This is a genomic window from Pelagibacterium luteolum (assembly GCF_900100665.1).
Classification (GTDB): domain Bacteria; phylum Pseudomonadota; class Alphaproteobacteria; order Rhizobiales; family Devosiaceae; genus Pelagibacterium; species Pelagibacterium luteolum.
On the sequence record NZ_FNCS01000011.1, the window covers coordinates 21,521 to 41,800 of the forward strand.

Here is a 20,280-nt window from a genome sequence, read left to right on the forward strand (position 1 = left end):
GGCGGTCGGGCCAACAACAGTGCAATCAGCCGAAAACCTGGGCTTCAGCGAAGCCCGGTGCGTTTCTGTCCTTGTCGGAAAGCTGCATACTCACAGGCTCGAGCGGCCAATCTATCCCGATATCGACATCATCGAACCGTATGCCCCTATCATGCTCGGGTGAATAGACGTCCGTCACCTTGTAAACGACCTCGGTATCGGGCTCCAGCGTCAGGAAACCGTGTGCAAAACCCTTCGGCACGAGAATCTGGTTCCATTTGGCTGCCGATACCTCGAGTCCCACCCAGCGCCCGAAGGTAGGAGAGCTGCGGCGGATGTCGACGGCGATATCGAATATCGCACCTTTGACCACCCGCACCAGCTTGTCTTGCGCCCTTGGCGGAAGTTGGTAATGCAGGCCGCGCAGCACGCCTTCGGCCGCCGAAAGGGAATGATTGTCCTGCACAAAGACAAGATCGATACCTGCCGCAGCGAATTTTTCGGCATTGTAGGTCTCGGAGAAAAACCCGCGGTTATCGCCGAATTTGGGCGGCGTGATTTCAAGGACTTCAGGGAGAGCCAGAGAGCGAACTTCAACCACGCGACACCTCAGTCAATCGACGCAAATAAGCCCCGTATTCGGTTTTGCCGAGACTGTCGGCGCGTTTCAGGAGATGGGCATCATCGACATAGCCGAGTTCGTAGGCGATCTCTTCGAGGCACATGATCTTGGCGCCCTGGCGATGCTCGATCGTGCGCACAAAAGACGAAGCCTCGTGCAGGCTGTCATGTGTCCCCGTATCGAGCCAGGCATAGCCACGTCCGAGCTTTGCAACATTGAGCGCGCCGCGTTCGAGATAGGCGTTGTTGATATCGGTAATTTCCAGTTCGCCTCGTGCCGAGGGCTGAACGTTTGCGGCGATGTCGAGCACGTCGTTGTCGTAGAAATAGAGCCCAGTTACCGCCCAATTAGACTTGGGCCGTTCGGGCTTTTCCTCGATCGACAGGGCCCGCTGGGTCTGCGGGTCGAACGAAACGACGCCGTAGCGCTCAGGGTCGCTGACCCAATAGGCAAAAACGGTCGCGCCCGCTTTGCGCGCGCGCGCTTCGGCGCACAGTCGGACAAGTCCGGCGCCATAAAAAATGTTGTCGCCCAGAATGAGTGCAACACTGTCATTGCCGACGAACTCGCGGCCAATGATGAACGCCTCGGCCAGCCCATTGGGCTCCTCCTGGATGGCATAGGAAATCTCGATACCGAAATCGGACCCATCCCCAAGCAAGGCCCGGAACGCGGGCAGATCACGTGGCGTGGAGATGATCAGCACCTCCCGGATACCCGCCAGCATCAACACCCCAAGCGGATAATAGACCATCGGCTTGTCATAGATAGGCAGGAGCTGCTTGGAGATCGGCAAAGTTACGGGATACAGGCGCGTACCGCTCCCCCCTGCAAGGATGATGCCCTTCACACTACACTCCAACCCATTCCATACGAATCGCAAAATGTTGCAAGCCGCCATTCATGTCAATGCAGGGCTCAGCCCGCCTCTCAGAAATAACGACATTTGCCACAGACATTCATGTTTACTTTTATGGACACTGGCCACCAGCTTGGCTAAACACGACGCAACATGGTTGCATGGAATCCAGGAACACTCTTTTGGCCGTTGATGACAGCGCATCGAGCACCGATACTCGCAATGCATCCGTGTTAGTTAGCCTTATCGTAGTATCACCCTCGGGTCTTGCGGAGATCGAGCATGACATTGAAGCGGCGGTACGCTCACTAAATGCGAGCTACAGTTTCTTTGAGGTGTTACTCATCACGTCGTCGGAAGATGAGGCGGTTCGCGGTGTAATTGGAAGGCTGGCGAAGTGCGCGCCGCAAATTCGTGCGCTTCAGCTTGAAAGCTCGGATGATTTCGACCGTATGGCGATGCAAGGGTACCAGTAGAGCATTGGCGACATTATCGTTGTTTCATCTGACGATGAGCTGGCGAACATTGACGTGCTGAGTATTGCCGATCGAATTTATAACGGCGAAAGTCTGGTTCGGATCCGGCGCAAGTCATCGTCACTTTTTGAGCGCATGGGGTCATTTATGGTCCGATCAATAACCGGCTTGCAGGTCGACACCCGATTTTTGCGTACTTTGGGACTGGATAGACGGCTACTTAGCGAGCTGCTCTCACGCCCTTCAGAGATGCACCTGTTCCGCTTCACCGCCCATTCCATGTTTGGGCCGCAAACAATTATTTCCGTTGAAATGGAACAGCCACGTCGAGGTTTTGGTTTGATAGCGCGACGAGTCGACCTTGTCACTCGTCTGCTGGCCACTTCTGCCCCAAGGCTACTGCGAATCGCGAGTGCGGCTTGTCTGGCTTTGTCGGTGGCAGCAATGTTTCTGGTTTTGTATGTCTTAGCCATCTGGCTCGTACATGACGAAGTAGCCGAGGGCTGGACCACAACGACTTCGCTTCTTGCCTTTTGGATGTCCGCTCAACTTGCCGCCACCTCGGTGGTATGTCTTGGCATCTCAAGGGCATTGGATACTCAAGAGCGCGCGCGTATGCCGCGTTTGATTGAAGAGACGACAGTCAGCGACCTATTTTCGCTTTCGGGAGTGCTCAACGTTGAGAACGGCGCCGACAGCGCCGCGGCGCATCCGCCTGAAGTTCAAGGGCGCTGATGCTTTGTTTTTATGATTGAGGCGAAACAAGTTTGAAACCCACACTGGCACGTGCTGTTCCGTTACATGAAACGGCAGAGTTTTTCGACAAGCGCACCCGCTACTGTTTGGTAGTTCCCGTGATCAACGAAGGCGAACGCATTGCCATCCAACTGCGGGCAATGCGCGCAGCCAATATACCCGACCTATTGGATGTTGTGATAGCAGACGGCGGCTCCACGGACGGCTCCTTGCATGCTGATCTGCTACGCGAGACTGGTGTCCGTACACTGTTGACCAAAACTGGTCCAGGCAAGTTGTCTGCACAGTTGCGGATGGGTTATGCTTACGCCCTTGATCAAGGTTACGATGGTGTCGTGACGATTGATGGCAATGGCAAGGATTCTGTGAAGACCATTCCGCTTTTTGCCCAGGCGCTAGATGAAGGCATCGACTATGCTCAGGCGTCCCGCTTCATCCCAGGTGGCCAAGCAATCAATACACCGCATATCCGGACATTGGGGATAAAGCTAGTTCATGCACCTGTTCTCAGCATAGCAGCACGCCGCCGCTTCACCGATACCACACAAGGCTTCAGGGCCTACAGCGCAAGATACCTTACGCACCCCCAAGTTCAACCGTTTCGCGACATATTTGAGACATACGAACTCTTGGCCTACCTCACGGTTCGGGCCTCACAGCTCGGCTTGCGCACACGGGAAATTCCAAGCACGCGCACCTATCCTGCTGACGGCTCGATTCCCACCAAACTCAATGCCCGTGGCAATATTGACCTTATCAAGATCTTGGTCGCAACCTTGACGGGGCGATATAATCCATGATTGAAACGAGGAGCAAGCCCGCCTCGTATCGCTATGATGCAATCATCATTGGAGCGGGCTTTTACGGTTGTGCCTTAGCCGTCCATTTGGCCCAAAAGGGGCAGAAAGTGCTCGTCTGCGAGATTGGATCAGCGGCTATGTTGCGCGCATCCAAAGTCAATCAGGCTCGGGTCCATACCGGCTTCCACTATCCGCGATCTTTTGCAACCTCAATGCGCTCCCGCCACAGCTTCGAACGTTTCGCTTACGATTACGCAGGGGCAATCAAGACAGACTTTCAGATGCTATACGCAATCGCGCGGTATCGTACGAAAGTCAACGCACGGCGGTTCGAAGGAATGTTTCGCTCGATGAACGCACCTCTAGAGCGCGCCACGATGGCACAACGGGCGTTGTTCTCGGCTGAACTCGTCGAAGATGTATTCAGTTGCACCGAATACGCCTTCGACTATTCGAAAATAAAGGATATACTGTTCGAACGCCTTGCACGTCTGGACGTAGAAATATCATTTCAGACAAAAGTCGAGCGGGTTGAGCCACATGGAGATGAAATCGCGGTTCGACTGGCGGGTGGTGCGACTGCAGTCGCGCCCCACACCTACAATATTGCCTATTCACAGATAAACAGCCTGCTCAAAGCAAGCGGACTCAAAACACTAAGCCTGAAGCACGAACTCGTTGAGATCGCGCTGATCCAGCCTCCTCCGGCAATGGAAAATTTGGCAGTCACATTGATGGACGGTGCCTTTTTCTCTTCAATGCCATATCCCTCAGCGAACGCCTATTCGCTTACTCATGTTCGCTATACACCTCACTTCGGCTGGACCGATGACACATCTAGCCTCGACGCGTATGCCACTCTTGAGCGTCTCCCTCGCGAAACGCGCTGGCGGCATATGATTAACGACGCCCGACGATATGTGCCAGCTTTGGACGAAGCGAAATGGCGCACTTCGCTGTTCGACGTCAAGACCGTGCCTGTCAAGAACGAGCACGATGACGGCCGCCCCATCCTCCTGCATGCTCACGCAGATATTCCGGGATTCTGGTCGATCTTGGGCAGCAAGATAGACAACATATACGACCTGTACGAGGCGGTCGGCTAGAATGCCCGCCAAGCGCCCATTGCCCTTTGCCGCTCTTTTCGACGGATCGTTCTTACGCTTTTTCGGCGCCAGTCTTTTCGGACTGGCCTTAGATCTCGCGCTCGCGGCCGCACTACACCATCTGCTGGGGCTTTCCCTGATCGCCTCGGCCGCAGTGTCGCTTCTAGCCGCCGCAGTTCTGACGTATGGCATCCACGAGTTTTGGACGTTCAATTCCAACGCCCCCCGGTTTTCGATTGCCCGTATGGCAGGCACCGTTGCTTCGGCGCTGATGGCGCTGGCGGTGCGCTCGAGCTTTCTTTATGCAACGACAGAATTCGTCGGTCTGGGAGAGCGCCATGCACTGGTTCAACTGGTCGCGGCCACAGGGCTGTCCTTCATAGTCAACTACGTTCTAGTACGAAGGATCATCGGTGGGCGCACGACTCCGGGCACAACAACCTGATCCGGCATCTCGAACCAGCGGAGACTTACCCACATGAAACGCGCACTCATCGGATACACCGGATTTGTCGGGTCCAATCTCCGTCGATGCGGCCATTACACCGAGCTGTTCAACTCCTCGAATTTCCGCGAGATGGCTGGCCAGCGTTTCGATGAAGTGGTGTGCGCGGGGGTGTCAGCCGTCAAATGGCTGGCCAACAAGGAACCCGAACGCGACTGGAAGGAAATCTCCGCGCTCCTCGACGTGCTGGCCGAAGTCGAGACGCCCCGGTTCACGCTGATCTCCACCATCGACGTCTATCCCGATCCGGCGCGGACGGTGGACGAATTCCATGTCGTCGCCGAAGGGGAGGGCCAGCCCTATGGCCGCCATCGGCGGGCGATCGAGCGCTTCGTCGCCGAACAGTTCGACGACGTTCTCGTAGCGCGCCTGCCGGCGCTTTTCGGGACGGGCCTGAAAAAGAACGTCATCTACGATCTCCTGGTCGACAACCAGACCGACAAGATCAATCCCGCAGCGGTCTTCCAATGGTATCCGCTCGACAGGCTCGAGGGCGATCTGGCGCGCGCCCGGGCGGCGGGCCTGACCATGGTCAACCTCTTTCCAGAGCCGGTCGCCACCGCCGATATTTTGGCGTCCCATTTCCCCGACGCCATCGTCGGCGCGCCGGTCGTGCCTGCGCCTCATTACCGGCTGGGCACGGCGCATGCCGAACTGTTCGGCGAAACATCGCCTTACATCATGTCGAACGCGGCCGTCAGGGAGGCCCTGGACGCGTTCATCGAGGCCGCGCGGCGCGACCCGGAGACCATGCTCGCATGATGAGGCCCCGCGCAGCCATCTCCAACATCGCCTGGCCCGCCGAGGCCGACGACGAAGCCCTCGACCTCGCAGTGACATTGGGTTTTTCGGGCATCGAACTGGCGCCGGCCAAGGTGTTTGGCCCGCCCGATACCGCCGATCCCGACGCGGTGGAGCGCTATCGCGAGGCGCTGCAGGCGCGCGGACTGACGGTGCCGGCGTTGCAGGCGATATTGTTCGGCGTCGCCGATGCCCATCTCTTTGGAAGTCCGGAAGCCCGTGAGCGGCTTGCCGTACGCCTGGCCCGGGTGGCCGAAATCGCCGGCGCGCTGGGCGCGGGTGCCTGCGTGTTCGGTTCGCCCGGCCTGCGCGATCCCGGCGACAGGCCGGCGGAAGACGCTATGGCGATCGCGATGGAGTTCTTCGCCGAGATGGCGCCCCGGTTCGATGCCAACGATACGACGCTGGCCTTCGAAGCGAATGCCACGATCTACGATTGCCGGTTCATCACCCACACGCACGAGGCGATGCGCCTCGTGTCGGAGGTAGATCGCAAAGGTTTTGGCCTTCAGCTCGACCTAGGCACAGTCTTTGCCAATCGGGAAGACACCGACACCCTCATCGCGGCGGCACGCCTGGCCGCCCACTGCCACGCCAGCGAACCCCACCTCGTGCCCCTCGGCTCCGGCGGCCACGACCACGCCCGCGCCGGCGATGCGCTGAGGCAGGCGGGTTATGACGGCTGGATCTCGGTGGAAATGAAGGCCACCCCCGACTGGCAAACCGCCATGCGCGCCGCCGCGCACGTGCTCGATCGGCACTATGGCGCGGGAGGTTCCTGACAATGACTGCGCTCACCGCTGCAAAGAAACGCATTTTGCCATCGCTCGAGCGGGCAAGGCAACTCCACCACGAAGTCTTCACGAGGGGCCCGGGACCATCGGTTGCGCTGGTCGCGCTTTCACTGGTCTTGGCAGGATGCGTCGCGCTTGCCTACTACGAACTCGCGGCGGGCGCCGAGGCCTATGAACAGTTCCTGGTGGGGGGAATAACGTTTACGGACGGCGCCAAGGCACGCGATTTTAACGTGGTTTTCGTCTTCATGGCCGCGACGGTTGTCTGCCTGCTGCTGGCTGCGGCAATGTCGTCTTACGTGCACCGACGGCTTGGCGATGCCAGACCCTTGGACAACATTGTTCTTCTTTCGCTGCTGCCCGCCGCATTGGCTTTTGGACCCCTGCTGACCGGGGGTGCCACAGCCATCCATATGCTGGTCATTGGGGCCGTGATGGGTCTGTTGGGAGTCGTGTTCGCCGCGTTGGCGGCCTGGCGCGCACCGGACTGGATCGGGCCATCGGACCCATCGGCGTTGTGGAGCGCCGTGGCGGCGTCAGCCGTCGTTCCTGGTCTTGCGTTCGCCGTGCCGTTTGCGATCAACGTCGCGACGGGCAAGCTGGGAAACATGCCGACCGGCAATGCAACGCTGGAGGCCGGCCTCGCATTTGCCGCCGTTACATGCGCCATCGTCGCGATCCTGTGGGTGCGGGCTGGCCGATCCGTGGTCGGGCGCCTGCAAGGCGTGCTGCTGGCGCTTCAGGTCCCGCTTCCTCTCTTTTTTCTGATCTTCATCCCGCCACGCCTGGTCTCGCCGGAAGGGCCGGCCCCGCAGCCTCAGGCCGGGCCAGTCCTGTACATTCTCGTTGGCTGTCTGATAATCATCGCCATGGCCGACCTTGCACGGCGCGCGCTGCAGTCGAGGTCTGCATTGTCGCCGTGGGCACTCGGAGGGCTGCTCATATGCCTCGCAATCCCCGCAAGCTTCCTGCCATACCTTCCCATCGATGATTACCATTTCGGCGAGTACATCTATCCATGGTGGGCGCTGACGACATTTGGTCAGCTACCCTATGTCGACTACACCCCTGCGCATGGTCTGGTGAATTATCTGGCGGGTGCCATTTCCGACCTGCTGTTCGACGGATCGGTGGCGGCCCAGCATGCATCCTCCACAATCGCAATCAGCCTGCTTGCCCTTCTCCTGTTCGTGTTCTTAACGCCAACGATCGGCCTCGGGCTTGCCTGGGTACCGGTCTTTTTCGTTCCGCTTCTGGCGCCAATCAGTTGGCTGTGGATCGCTGTGTTTGTTGCCGCGATGACAGTGCCTTCGTTGCTCGATCGGAAAGTATTGTGGCTGGTCTTATGGGTGGGGCTTGGGACATTGACCGTCCTGGCGGCTCCCGCTCAGGGGGCTGCTGCTGTGCTGGCCAGCATCCCTGCCGGAATCCTGATGTTCGTCCTGGCTTTGCGGGACAATTTCAGAACCACGGTCATGGCGCTTTGCGGCATACTCGCCGTGCTGCTCCTACTGGCACTCACGACGCCGATGATCCCGATCATTGTCGGTGCCCTGACCTATGTGCTGGAAAACAGCGGCATCAACGCGATCGCCTATGGCATCCCGTGGACGGCAACAGCCACCGGATCCGCATATGAAATCCTGAGGGCAGGATGGGTTGCGGTGCCGCTCCTTGGTATTTTCATTACCATTGCGCGACCATCACTGGTTCGTGAGCCTTTCGCGCTGCTCGCTTTGGGCGGCGCCATCGTTTTTCCGTTGACAATTTCAGGCTACACCATGGGCCGCATTGATCCAGGGATAACGCGCATGGGGTTCGTCACCCTTTGGCTGGCACTTATTGCATTGCCCTTGATGTTGGTCATCTTCAGCCGGCAGCGTCTTTTGATGGTGATGCCGGTAATGGTCGTTGTATGTGCGGCGCTGCTGCCGCGCCCCATTTCACACAGCCCCCTTCTTGAAGCCGCCGTCCCTGAGATCGACATCCCTAACCTGGTCGACGGGCAAACCGTCGGCGTGCCCCGGGTCGGTCATGTCATCGCCGACACCGGGCACCTCTTTCGCCTCGCGGCTGTCGTCAACCGGTTGGACTCGCTGCTGGCGCCCGACGAAACGTTTCTGGATTTGACGGGACACGGGGCGGACTATTTCTATGCGGGGCGCCGCATGCCTGTCACGATCGCCGCGCCCTACAACATGGCTCATGTCGCGCAACAAAGGCGCACGATCCAGGCGCTGGAAGCCAACCCGCCCCCGGTGGTCCTTCTGTTGGCCGCAAACCTGAATTTCGAAGGTCAATCGACTGCGTTGCGGGCGCACAATGTCTACAGATGGGTTGTCCAGAACTATCGGACCGTCGAGTTCGATGATTTTGTTTACGGCGTGATGCCAACCGATCCGGCGGTCGAGGACGAGTCGACCATCCAGACAGCCGATCACACCGGTGAAAACTGGACGAATGGTGTATCGGTCTTGAACGACGTCTTCTTTCTCGATAACGAGAGGCTGGCCGGTTTGTTGGCGCCAGGCGACGTGCTTACGTTCGCCGGGAGCGGTGACCGCACGATCGTCGGCATCGATGGCGTCAACGTCTCTCTCGACGCGATGATCGATCCCCTAAGAGATGGTTACCCCAATACCATAGATGTTCCCAAACGTCTGCGCAGTGCCGTGGCTGCCGAGCAGGAGCTTGCGCTTTTGGATCTGGCGTTCCGCGTTTCCGATGTCGGCAATCTGGCCGTTTCATGGGGACGATCGATCGCCAGCCTGGCCGAACAGATGACCAGCATCCTGGACGTGGACCTGAGTACGCAAGTTCTCAACGATCTGGAGTGGAATGAAGATGGATGGCTGGTTCCGACGGGGCTTGACCCCTATCTGATCGTGGAACTGCCCGGCATTGCGGGCGCGGACGGCGGCCTGCTCGTTACCGAGTTCGAATGTCGAGACGGCGGGCGGGCGCCCCTGCAATTGTTTTGGACAAGTGAGCTCAACCCGACATTCGTCGAGGAGGCCAGCGTGTCGTTTAACGCCGAAAATGGCTGGCTTATTGCGCCTCTGGACGCCCAGCCGAGGTGGCTGTTGGCAAGTGCGATCACCCAGTTGAGGCTCGATCTAAACGATCCGGCCGCGTGCCCGGCCTTTCGGGTGAACCAACCCTATCTAGCCCAGCGCAACGGGCTTTGAAGCGAGACGCATCGCATGACACGAAAACGAACATCAGCAGACCGTTCAATGCGCCATCGTCGGATCGGCTACATCGCCCTGCTACTTCTATTTGTAATTGCGACCCTGATTGCGTTTCTGCGCAATCCGCTTGCTCTTTCGGACCCGACCATGTTTACCGAGGATGGTAGCTGGAGCGCCATGCTTTATACGCACGGCCCGCTTGTCACCTACCTGGAAGCGCGGTCAGACTATCTGGTGGTCGCAAACATCGCGCTGCTACATCTGGCGACCGCAATTTCAGAAGTGATCGGAACAGGATTGATTGGCACACCGCCTGTCATCGCCGTCCTGTCGTATTTGTTCTACGGCGCCGTTGCTACGTTCGCTGCGGTAGCGCTCAGGGATCATCTGCCGCTGTGGGCAAGGACGATGATTGTCATCCTGATCGCAGCCGTGCCTGTCGGTCATCCTCAATCGGCAGCGGAAATATGGGGGCGTGCCTCCAATATCGGATTTGCCTTCGCCTTTATCGCGCCTCTGGCCATGATCTGGCGGGAATCGGCGATCGAAAAAGGCAGGCGACTGATGCGATTTGCCGCCGAAGGCGTGATCGTATTGAGCTGCGCCACCAACCCAATCGGCATCCCTCTGGTTTTCGCATATCTGGGAGCGCGCCTGTTGAGAGAACGGTCGCGCGAAACCTGGCGGCGTGATCTGCCTCTCATCGTCATGATCGTCGTGCTCTCTGCCTTTATGGCCTTCGGCGTTCATTCGACCGTTCGGCCTCAAGAGGAAATCGCTGCCGAGCGAACGTGGCAGGGTGCGTTGCTCTCGGGGGTCGCGCGTCCTTTGCTGTATCCTTTCGTCTTTCCAGTATACAACAATCTCAACAATGCGTGGGCCATCGGCCTCGCCGCTGTATTGTTTAGTGTACTAGCATATGCGCTAGCATTGGCGAGACAGAAAGCTGCCTTTGCGTTTTTCCTTTCATGCATGCTCTTGGTGACTGTGGCGATCGCCATTCAACGGCCGCTTCTGCCCACTCAGATGGGAGGGTACACCGGCACCTACCCCGATCGCTATTTTTACGCCCAGAACGTGATGGTCATTGCCGCCGTCGTCTGGGCTCTGGCAATCATACGCGAGCGGTTCCGTGAGCACCTTTGGTCCGCAGGCCCACCGATCGCCTTCACTCTGCTTTTCGCCTTCAACCTGCCGACAATATTTATCTCCACCCAAGTCACCTGCGCGCCGGCGGGAACCGATTTCGGCGATCAGGTTACGGCGGCACTCGTCATCGAAAGTCGACCTGAGGTCGTGTCCGTCGAGATTTGCCCGCCCACCTGGTTCATAGAGTTTCCAGCCAGCGAAGTTCCGGGGAGATCGGAAAGCAAGTGAACGCCAAATGCCGTTCCCGGCATGGGTGACATGGTCGAACTGAATTTGGGACAATCAATGCCTGCCACCACCACGAGTTCTGTCGCCGTTCTGCTGGCGACCTATAACGGCGCGAGATTTCTCGATGACCAGCTCGCTTCGATGCGGGACCAGACGCATGACCAGATCGACGTTTTCGTCAGTGACGATGGATCGACCGACGCAACAGGTGAAATGCTCTCCCGATGGTCTCGCGCCTGGACCAAGGGGAAATTCTCGGTCGCACAAGGCCCAAGAAAGGGCTTTTCGGAAAATTTCCGCACGCTCGTCACCGCCGCGCCGACCGGGTACGCGGGCTATTGTTTCGCCGATCAGGACGATGTCTGGCTTGTCGACAAGCTCGAACGGGCGCTGGCTGCGATCAAGGCGGCAGGGCCGAGACCCGTTCTCTACGGTGCGCGTACCAGGCTCATCGATCAGGCCGGTGCATACATAGGGCTGTCGCCACTCTTCGAACGCCCCATGTCGTTCTCCAATGCCCTCGTTCAGAGTATGGCGGGCGGAAACACCATGATGCTCAATGGGCAAGCATTCGCGCTCTTGGCCGAAAGCGCCCGGCGCACTAGCTTTCTCACACACGATTGGTGGGCATATATTATGGTCACGGCCTGCGGAGGAGAAGCGATATATGACCCTGTCCCCTCACTGCTGTACCGCCAGCACGAGACAAATATCGTCGGCAAGAACAGCGGCCTTCGCGCGACAGCGCGCCGCATTCAGGGAGTAGCGAATGGCAAGTTTCGCTCGTGGGCTCAAACCAATATCGAAGGCTTGGAAACATGTAGTGACATGATGACTCCCGAAGCGCGTGACATCCTCGAGCGATGGAAAGCGGTGCACAACGCTCCGCCGCCGCTCGGGCTGTTGCGATTGCCCCGCTCGGGCGTTTACCGGCAGAATCTGCGCGGAAATGCGATGCTATACCTCGCAAGCGTCATGGGATGGCTTTGAGCCGCTCAAACATGCGCATTGTTTCCACAATCGTGTTCCACTAGAACCACCGCTCATGAAGCGTGCCCTGGATAGACATGTCGTCAATGATTAACCACATACCACTGATACGTAAGCTCGCCAGGCGCGAGTTTGACCAACGGTTCCGTGGGTCCATTCTTGGCTGGTTCTGGGCTTTGATAGCGCCTCTGGCGATGTTGACCGTCTTCTCTCTCGTCTTTGGTGTGATCTTTGAAGCACGCTGGCAAAGGCCGGGCACGAATGTGGAATCCGAATACGGCTTTCCGCTGCTGCTGTTTTCGGGTCTGATCATGTTCAATTTCTTTGGGGATCAGTTCAATCGCGCGCCAAGCCTCGTGCTCGAAAACGTCTCCTACGTCAAAAAGGTGGTCTTTCCGCTCGATATCATACCGATCGTGAGCATGCTGACCGCCTTGGCAACGGCCGCAATCTCGTTTGTCGCCTTTTTCGCTATCTACATCTTCTTTCACGGCCTGCCCCCAGTGACCGTTCTGCTGCTTCCCCTGGCGCTTCTTCCCCTGGCGATGATCACCATGGGCATCAGCTATTTCTTCGCCTCGCTGGGCGTCTTCCTGCGCGATCTCAAGCACGTCACGCCTCCACTTTCGACGGCGATGCTGTTCATGTCCTCGGTGTTCTACGATCCCGCCAGCCTCCCCGAATCCTATCGCTGGATCATCTCGCTCAATCCGTTGACGCCAGCGGTCAACTACATGCGCGATGTCGTGTTCTGGGGGCGGGTGCCAAACGTTCTCGAATATACCGCATATCTGGTTTTCGCAGCAATCGTATTGATGCTGGGGCATCTGTGGTTCCAGCGCACGCAGAAAGCTTTTGCCGATGTCATCTGAAGCTGTGATCGAAGCCGGTGGTCTGGGCAAGGCCTACCAAATCTACAAAAGCCCTCAGGACCGGCTCAAGCAGATGCTGTTCCGCAATCGCCGGTTTTTCACCGAGTACTGGGCGGTTCAAAACGTGGATCTGCGGATCGGTCGCGGCGAAACCGTCGGGATCGTGGGACGCAACGGGTCGGGCAAATCGACGCTTTTGCAGATGATTGCCGGCACGCTCCACCCCAATTCGGGGACTCTTCGGGTTGAGGGACGCGTGGCCCCCCTGCTGGAGTTGGGGGCAGGGTTCAACCCCGAATTCACCGGCCGCGAAAACGTTCGGCTTTCCGCCGCCATCCTTGGCCTGTCCAATGGCCAGATCGAAGAGCGCGAACCGGCCATTCTCGAATTTGCCGGCATTGGCGATTTTGTCGACCAGCCAGTCAAGACCTATTCTTCGGGCATGTACGCGCGGCTCGCCTTTGCGGTTGCCGCCCACGTCGATGCCGATATTCTCATCGTTGACGAAATTCTGGCCGTAGGCGATGCCGCCTTTACCCAAAAGTGCATGCGCTTTATCCACCGGTTCAAGGAGCACGGCACCATTTTGTTCGTTTCGCACGACACGGGCTCGGTCAACGCCTTATGCGATCGCGCCATCTGGATGGAAGGCGGGCAGGTCCGCGCCGAGGGTAAAGCGAAAGACATTTCACTCGCCTACCAGGCAGCATTACACGGCGAAGCCGACGGCAAGTCCTTCTCTCTCACCGGCCGCCGGCGGGAAACGCCAAGGCAGCGTCAGGACGTGCGGCACGAAGCCATCAGCAACTCGACCAAGCGCAATGAGATCGAAGTCTTCGAATTTGACCCCGACGCGCCTTCATATGGAGCCGGGGGAGGTCGGATTGTCAAAGTGAGTGTCGAAAGTCCCTCCGGCGCAACATCCGTTCTTGAGGGTGGCCATGAAGTTGCGCTCAGAATTACCGCCGAAACTTCCAGTCCCCTGTATGGACCTATTATTGGCTTTTTCGTCCGTGACAGGCTTGGTCAAAACCTTTTTGGCGACAATACCTTCATTTCCTATGCTCACACACCGTTAGATGCGCAACCGGGCGAACAGTTCGAAGCGGTGTTCCGTTTTCAACTGCCATACCTACCCGAGGGTGACTATTCTGTTGCAGTCGCGCTTGCTGCAGGGTCACAGTCCGATCATGTGCAGCATCACTGGATCGATGATGCATTGACGTTTCGGGCTGTCGGCGGGGCGCACGAAAAGGGTCTTCTGGGGATTCCGATGCACGCAATTGAATTGACCAAGTACTAGGAGGGGGAGATGTCATATGCCAACAGGGCATCGTTCATGGAGCCGCGCCGGGTTGTTGAACCGCTGGCCTGGGCAGGCCATATCCCTTTTGCCTTCTGGCTTGTGGAAGTTCTGCGACCCAAATGCATAGTCGAATTGGGAACGCACACCGGCAATTCGTTCTGTGCTTTCGCCCAGGCCGTCGAAGCCTTTGAGATCGATGCAAAGGTATTTGCCGTTGACCATTGGCAGGGCGATGAGCACGCCGGAGCCTATTCCAAAGACGTTTTCGCCGAACTGTCACAATACATCGAAACGCTCTACCCGCAGATCGCTTCAATGGTTCGTTCATCATTTGATGAAGCTCTGCCAGAATTTGCCGACAAGAGCATCGACCTTTTACATATCGATGGCATGCACACCTACGAAGCTGTCCGGCAGGATTTTCTCGCATGGTTGCCCAAGGTAGCAAGCAACGGAATAGTCCTTTTTCACGATACCGCCGTGACTGAGCGCAATTTCGGGGTTGGCGCGTTTCTCAAAGAATTGTCGGCCGACTACCAAGTTTTTGATTTTCACCACTCTCACGGCCTCGGCGTTGTGGCGATTGGCGCAGTCCCACAAGCCCTCGCACCACTGTTTAACAATTTGTCAGATTCCGATGGCCTCGACGCAGCGACTGTATTTGAAATGCTGGGGAATGGGGTTTTGACCCGAGCCCATGCTGATCGTTTTTCCACTCACTCTGACGTGCGGATATGCCGACCGGGCCCAGCGCAAGAAAACCCAAAAATGCGCGAACGGCTTGATCTGATCGCCAACTTTTTTCATCGCCAGAACGAACTGAGAAGTTCGTATCGATCTCCCTTCGTTGCGACGGAGCAGGCATATGATTTGTTGGTGGCCAGAATACTCTCGAGCGGTTATTTCTCACCACGATTTTACGCTTCCCAACTCGGATCGACCGATCTCAGCGATCGTGAATTGTGCCGCCACTACCTTTCACTGGGAGAAAAAGAAGGCCGCTTACCTTCCCATAGGTTCAATCCCTCATACTACGCTGAGGCCAATCCGGACGTTGCTTCGAGCCGTTACGGTCTTCTTGAGCATTTCGTCTTATTGGGTCGGCTCGAAGGGCGCCATGGCGTTGGCGAGGACTCGCAGGTCATCGATGCTGCGAAGCTGTCAGCACACAGCCAATCGCAAATGAAGGCGCAAATTCCGGAGGATACCATTGGCGCTGGCGAACCCATAGAATTGGCCTTCGAGCAATTGTCCAACGAAATGTCTCGCGCCCAGGATCAATTGACACAGGCACGAGAACAGCTCGAACAAACGCGCCAGTCCGAACAAGCCGCCAAAGACGCGCTCGAAAATACCAGCCAAAGATTGCGGGCGATCGAAAACTCGCGGCTTTGGCGCATGACGGCCGGCCTGCGCGCCGTTATCCACAAAATGCGGGGCAACTGAAGGTCATTCAGAACGCTTTTGCAAGGCGGGTGCGTGCGATGGCCACAGCCTCCTCCACTGGCAGGGAGGAGTTAAACGATCTGTTGGTGAAACCGCCATCAACCAAACATTTTTCGAAGCCGCTCAATCGCTAGATTGCACCGGTACGGTTTGCGGCAATTTGGAAACGCGGGGAGGAAAAGCTAGCGAGAAGTTTACCGCGGAAATGGTCAGGTTGGGTGAGTAAAACGGGTCTTCTTTGAGCTGCGTTCTCCATGATTTCATCATATACTCAACTTCGTTCCGAAATCGTTCGTATTTCTCGGGCGTATCTTCCGCTCCCCGTGATACACTTTCAAGATGATACAAAGTTGCAAACGGTGTGAAAACGTTTCTTAAACCGAGGTCACGCACACGAATGCAAAAGTCAACATCATTGAAAGCTATAGCTAGGTCAGCTTCATTGAGCCCCCCGATTATCTCGAACGTCTCTTTCCTGACTAACATGCAGGCCGCGGTGACGGCAGAGTAGTTCGACGCAACGGCGAGCCGACCGAAGTATCCCGCGTCCAGGTCGCTGGTAGCGCCATGCGAATGCGCGGCCACGCCGCCAACGCCAAGGATGACACCGCCATGCTGCAAGGTTCTGTTCGCATAGAGCAGCTTTGCGCCAACGCATCCAATCTCAGGGTCCGTGGCAAAGGATACCATTTCATCCAGCCAGTCGGGACTAATGACTTCAATGTCATTATTGATCAGGCCAAGAATCTCGCCCCTGGCGAAACCTGCCGCGTAATTGTTTATCGCCGAATAATTGAACGGATGATCATAGGAAAGATTTCGGACACGCGACTCATCGGAGAGGCTTTCGAAATAAGCAAGGGTGTCGGGATCAGTTGATCCATTGTCCACGATCAGGATTTCATAGTTGGAATAGATGGTCTTTTCGAGAATCGAATCCACACATCCTTTGATCAATTCAAACCGATCGCGCGTCGGTATGATGAGTGAGACAAGGGGCTCAGGCTGGGGAATGTGTGGCCGGTACCGGTAAAATGGCAGCCCGGCCACCTCCTCGACCCGCGCACCACTGCCCAACCGCTTGGCATGGTCTTCCAGCGCCCGAAATCCGGCGCTATAGGCATAGCCTTTCTCACTGCCGGCACTTGCGGTAGATCCCGCTGCCGCCCGCCAATGGTAAAGAATTTTGGGGATGTGGCGAATTGCTGCGATCGGCTGCGTCTCGATCACCCGTAAATTGAGATCGTAATCCTGGCTGCCCTCATAGCCCTTTCGCCATCCCCCAAGGGAGCGGACTAGCGCGGTCTTATGAACCGTCAGGTGATTGAAATAGTTATGAGCCCGAAACATTTCCAGCGAAAAATTGGGCTTGAAAAAGGGATCGTAACGCTCCCCTTTGCCATCAATCTTGTCCTCGTCTGAGTAGATCAGTGCGGCATCGGGATGGCGGCTGATTTCCAGTGCAACTTCAAGCAACGCGTTGGGCCGCAAGAGGTCGTCATGATCGAGCAAGGCAAACCAGTCACCCTTGACCAGGGCCAGAGCGGAATTGGACGCCTCGGAAATATGTCCATTTTGCTCGCGGAACACCACCTCGATGCGCGAATCCAGCGCTGAGAACTCTTCGAGCACCGTCCGAACGCGCCGATCGGTGGACGCATCATCGGCAATGCACAACTGCCAGTTCTGATAAGCTTGCCCTCTCACGCTTTCTATCGCCTCGCGGAGCAGATCTTCGGGCGCATTATAGACCGGCATGACCACCGAAATCAGGGGCGGATCGACAAGGTCCAGCGCCATCTGGCGCATTGTTTCGATCTCGTCAGCCGTAAACGTATCATAGCGCCGGACCCACTCGGCATAGCTTGCACCAGTTATCTCTCTCGCTTCGCGCGCAAGCGACCGGCCCAGGGCTTGCCGTAGCCCAACAATGCCGTCTTTTTTAAGCACGCTATAGGACTTGCCGAGCAGCCGCCGCACATCATCGAGCGAATTGACCCGATTGGCGGCAGCCCGAGAGACGCGCGCAATTTTACTGAATGGCGTCGAGAGACGCGACAAGCTGATCATGCCAACACTCAAGGCTCCCGGAGCGTCGTGCGGGTCGAGACGGAGTCTGTGCACCGGCCTCTCTATCTCGAAGATACAGTACGGCACATTTTCGCTAAGCCGAAACGACACAATCTCGACTTCGGAGAAGTCACTACCCGTATCCAGATACAACTTGACGTTGAGACCATCAGTTTCGATCTCTGGATCTACTAAATCAAGCCTGTACTGCCCTGGAACGAGGGGGCGTCTGAGGCGAACAATAAAACTTGGATCACTCCCCGTAAAACGCCATGAGGTTCGCCTGGCCGATTTCTCGACAATTTCAACATCGCCCAGAGGAGAAAGTTTTAGAGCGGACATCCTCGACAACAATTGCATCAGTCCCGTGTCTTTCCGTGAGCCTGATCACAAAACCGGATCACGCCTTCCCGCCAATCGGGCAATGTGTGGCTGAACACATTTGTAAACTTCGCTGTATGGAGCCGCGAATTGGCGGGCCGTTTTGCGGGTGTCGGATAATCGGCGGTCGTGATCGGCTCAACGCCGGCAGACGCTCCACCGCGCTCGGACGAGCGGGCAAAAATCTCCTCGGCAAAGCCCGCCCAGCTCGTCGCACCGGAATTTGTCATGTGAAAGACGCCGCGCCAGTCACTCGCTTCTTTTTCGGCCAGCATCTTGCGCGCAACGGCGAGGATGCCATCAGCGATATCGGGCGCATAGGTCGGCGTGCCATGCTGGTCCGCCACCACACGCACCACATCACGATCCCCCGCCAGCCGCAGCATGGTTTTGGCAAAATTGTTGCCCCAGGGCGCATAGACCCAGGCCGTCCGCAATATGGAGTGCGTGGGATTGGCTGCTGCAACAGCCTGCTCCCCCGCCAGCTTGGACGCCCCATACGCCCCTTGCGGATCGGTGGCGTCGTCCTCGGTATAGGGCGAGGGCTTGTCACCGCGAAAGACATAATCGGTCGAAATCTGAATAATCGGCACCCCGATCCGCGCCGCAGCTTCGGCGACATATCCGGCACCATCGCGGTTGATCGCACAAGCCAGCTCGGGCTCGCTCTCGGCCTTGTCCACGGCGGTATAGGCCGCCGGATTGATCACCACGTCAGGGCGATGGGCTTCGACCTGTGTTTTTATCGAAGCCGGATCGAGCAGATCAAGCTCGGGCCGTCCGACACATACGATTTCAACCGTATCGCTCGCACATTTCGACAGCGCCTGTGCGACCTGGCCGTCGCGGCCGGTGACAAGAAGTTTCATGTATCCCCTCACGCGCTCTGCCCGAGCCGCTCACCGGCATAATTTTTCTCGCGGATCGGCCGCCACCAGGCCTCGTTATCCAGATACCAGTCGATGGTCTTTGACAGACCGCTGTCGAAGGTTTCCACAGGGCGCCAGCCCAGCTCGCGCTCGGCCTTTGACGCATCGATCGCGTAGCGCCGATCATGTCCGGGCCGGTCGGCTACGAAGCCGATGAGATCGCGATAGCTCTGCCCACCAGCGCGCGGGCGCTTGGTATCGAGCAGATCGCATACCGTTTCGACAACCGAAAGATTGGTGCGCTCTGCGTTGCCGCCGATATTGTAGCTCTCACCGGGCACACCCTTTGTGACCACAAGCTCGAGCGCTCTTGCGTGATCTTTCACATAGAGCCAGTCGCGCACATTGGCGCCCTTGCCATAAACGGGAAGGGGCTTTTCGTGCAGCGCATTGAGGATAACCAGCGGGATGAGCTTTTCGGGAAAGTGATACGGTCCGTAATTGTTCGAGCAGTTGGAAACTACAGTCGGCAGCCCATAGGTATGGTGCCAGGCGCGAACCAGATGATCCGACCCCGCTTTGGAAGCTGAATAGGGCGACGAGGGCGCATAAGGTGTATCTTCGGTGAAAATGCCGCTATCGAACGGGAGGTCGCCAAAAACCTCATCTGTGGAAATGTGGTGAAAGCGAAATTCGGCCCGTGCATCTTCTGAAAGTTCGCGCCAGTAGCTCAGCGCCGCATTGAGCATCCGGAAGGTGCCCACCAGATTTGTTTCGATAAATGCCGCTGGACCGTCGATGGACCGGTCCACATGACTTTCAGCGGCCAGATGCATTACATGGGTCACCTGCTCGGTCCGCAATATGTCGAGGATCCGCGCCTCGTCGCAAATGTCGACCTGATGAAAACTGTAGCGATCCGATGCTGCCGCCCGAGCAATCGAAGAAAGGTTACCCGCATATGTCAGCTTGTCGACATTGACGACGCTAGCGGCCGTATTTTCGATAAGGTGACGAACCACCGCCGAGCCGATAAAGCCCGCTCCCCCGGTGACAAGTATTTTCATTTCGGTCATACCT

The 20,280-nt window shown here is 57.4% G+C and carries 18 protein-coding genes; 13 read left to right on the plus strand and 5 right to left on the minus strand.

Annotated features, from left to right (window positions below):
- Positions 1–25: 25 nt before the first annotated feature.
- Positions 26–580 (minus strand): dTDP-4-dehydrorhamnose 3,5-epimerase, encoded by a 555-nt coding sequence (gene rfbC / locus BLR31_RS15155; RefSeq protein WP_090597548.1) that lies wholly within the window; start codon positions 578–580, stop codon positions 26–28.
- The gene (gene rfbA, locus BLR31_RS15160; protein WP_090597549.1) at positions 573–1,451 is read right to left on the minus strand and encodes a glucose-1-phosphate thymidylyltransferase RfbA; all 879 of its coding nucleotides are present in this window, start codon (positions 1,449–1,451) and stop codon (positions 573–575) included. The genes rfbC and rfbA overlap by 8 nt, the downstream gene beginning before the upstream one ends.
- 191 nt (positions 1,452–1,642) lie before the next feature.
- On the opposite strand from rfbA, the gene BLR31_RS15165 reads away from it, so the two are divergent.
- The 13 genes from BLR31_RS15165 (at position 1,643) to BLR31_RS15225 (ending at position 15,880) form a co-directional block, all read left to right on the plus strand.
- Positions 1,643–1,936: a hypothetical protein gene (locus BLR31_RS15165; RefSeq protein ID WP_143009402.1), complete on the plus strand. Its 294-nt coding sequence runs from the start codon at positions 1,643–1,645 to the stop codon at positions 1,934–1,936.
- A 54-nt stretch (positions 1,937–1,990) separates the two neighbouring features.
- Complete coding sequence (locus BLR31_RS21395) at positions 1,991–2,671, plus strand: hypothetical protein (RefSeq protein ID WP_143009403.1); 681 nt, start codon at positions 1,991–1,993, stop codon at positions 2,669–2,671.
- A gap of 32 nt (positions 2,672–2,703) precedes the next feature.
- The gene (locus BLR31_RS15175; RefSeq protein ID WP_090597552.1) at positions 2,704–3,492 is read left to right on the plus strand and encodes a glycosyltransferase family 2 protein; all 789 of its coding nucleotides are present in this window, start codon (positions 2,704–2,706) and stop codon (positions 3,490–3,492) included.
- Positions 3,489–4,598 carry an FAD-dependent oxidoreductase gene (locus BLR31_RS15180; protein ID WP_090597553.1) on the plus strand — a complete coding sequence of 370 codons (1,110 nt, stop codon included), beginning with the start codon at positions 3,489–3,491 and terminating at the stop codon, positions 4,596–4,598. Before BLR31_RS15175 ends, BLR31_RS15180 begins: the two co-directional genes overlap by 4 nt.
- 1 nt (position 4,599) lies before the next feature.
- Positions 4,600–5,043, plus strand: a complete 444-nt coding sequence (locus BLR31_RS15185; protein WP_090597554.1) for a GtrA family protein — start codon at positions 4,600–4,602, stop codon at positions 5,041–5,043.
- A 33-nt stretch (positions 5,044–5,076) separates the two neighbouring features.
- The gene (locus BLR31_RS15190; RefSeq protein ID WP_090597555.1) at positions 5,077–5,865 is read left to right on the plus strand and encodes an NAD-dependent epimerase/dehydratase family protein; all 789 of its coding nucleotides are present in this window, start codon (positions 5,077–5,079) and stop codon (positions 5,863–5,865) included.
- The gene (locus BLR31_RS15195; RefSeq protein ID WP_090597556.1) at positions 5,862–6,686 is read left to right on the plus strand and encodes a sugar phosphate isomerase/epimerase family protein; all 825 of its coding nucleotides are present in this window, start codon (positions 5,862–5,864) and stop codon (positions 6,684–6,686) included. The genes BLR31_RS15190 and BLR31_RS15195 overlap by 4 nt, the downstream gene beginning before the upstream one ends.
- Positions 6,687–6,688: 2 nt before the next feature.
- Positions 6,689–9,886: a hypothetical protein gene (locus tag BLR31_RS15200; RefSeq protein WP_090597557.1), complete on the plus strand. Its 3,198-nt coding sequence runs from the start codon at positions 6,689–6,691 to the stop codon at positions 9,884–9,886.
- A 48-nt stretch (positions 9,887–9,934) separates the two neighbouring features.
- Positions 9,935–11,266, plus strand: a complete 1,332-nt coding sequence (locus BLR31_RS15205) for a hypothetical protein (protein ID WP_090597558.1) — start codon at positions 9,935–9,937, stop codon at positions 11,264–11,266.
- Between the two features lie 57 nt (positions 11,267–11,323).
- Entirely contained in the window at positions 11,324–12,256 is a 933-nt protein-coding gene (locus BLR31_RS15210; protein WP_176762696.1) for a glycosyltransferase family 2 protein, read from the plus strand.
- A gap of 86 nt (positions 12,257–12,342) precedes the next feature.
- Complete coding sequence (locus tag BLR31_RS15215) at positions 12,343–13,128, plus strand: ABC transporter permease (protein ID WP_244505092.1); 786 nt, start codon at positions 12,343–12,345, stop codon at positions 13,126–13,128.
- On the plus strand, positions 13,118–14,431 hold the full coding sequence (locus tag BLR31_RS15220) for an ABC transporter ATP-binding protein (RefSeq protein WP_176762697.1): 1,314 nt from the start codon (positions 13,118–13,120) through the stop codon (positions 14,429–14,431). Before BLR31_RS15215 ends, BLR31_RS15220 begins: the two co-directional genes overlap by 11 nt.
- Before the next feature lie 36 nt (positions 14,432–14,467).
- The gene (locus tag BLR31_RS15225) at positions 14,468–15,880 is read left to right on the plus strand and encodes a class I SAM-dependent methyltransferase (protein ID WP_090597608.1); all 1,413 of its coding nucleotides are present in this window, start codon (positions 14,468–14,470) and stop codon (positions 15,878–15,880) included.
- 123 nt (positions 15,881–16,003) lie between these two features.
- Here the strand turns inward: BLR31_RS15225 and BLR31_RS15230 are convergent, their stop codons facing one another.
- From BLR31_RS15230 to rfbB, 3 genes are read right to left on the minus strand one after another with little or no spacing between them, the layout of a single operon-like run.
- Complete coding sequence (locus BLR31_RS15230) at positions 16,004–18,310, minus strand: glycosyltransferase family 2 protein (RefSeq protein ID WP_090597561.1); 2,307 nt, start codon at positions 18,308–18,310, stop codon at positions 16,004–16,006.
- Entirely contained in the window at positions 18,310–19,200 is an 891-nt protein-coding gene (rfbD, locus tag BLR31_RS15235) for a dTDP-4-dehydrorhamnose reductase (protein ID WP_090597562.1), read from the minus strand. The genes BLR31_RS15230 and rfbD overlap by 1 nt, the downstream gene beginning before the upstream one ends.
- A gap of 8 nt (positions 19,201–19,208) precedes the next feature.
- Positions 19,209–20,267 (minus strand): dTDP-glucose 4,6-dehydratase, encoded by a 1,059-nt coding sequence (gene rfbB, locus BLR31_RS15240; RefSeq protein ID WP_090597609.1) that lies wholly within the window; start codon positions 20,265–20,267, stop codon positions 19,209–19,211.
- Positions 20,268–20,280 lie beyond the last annotated feature (13 nt).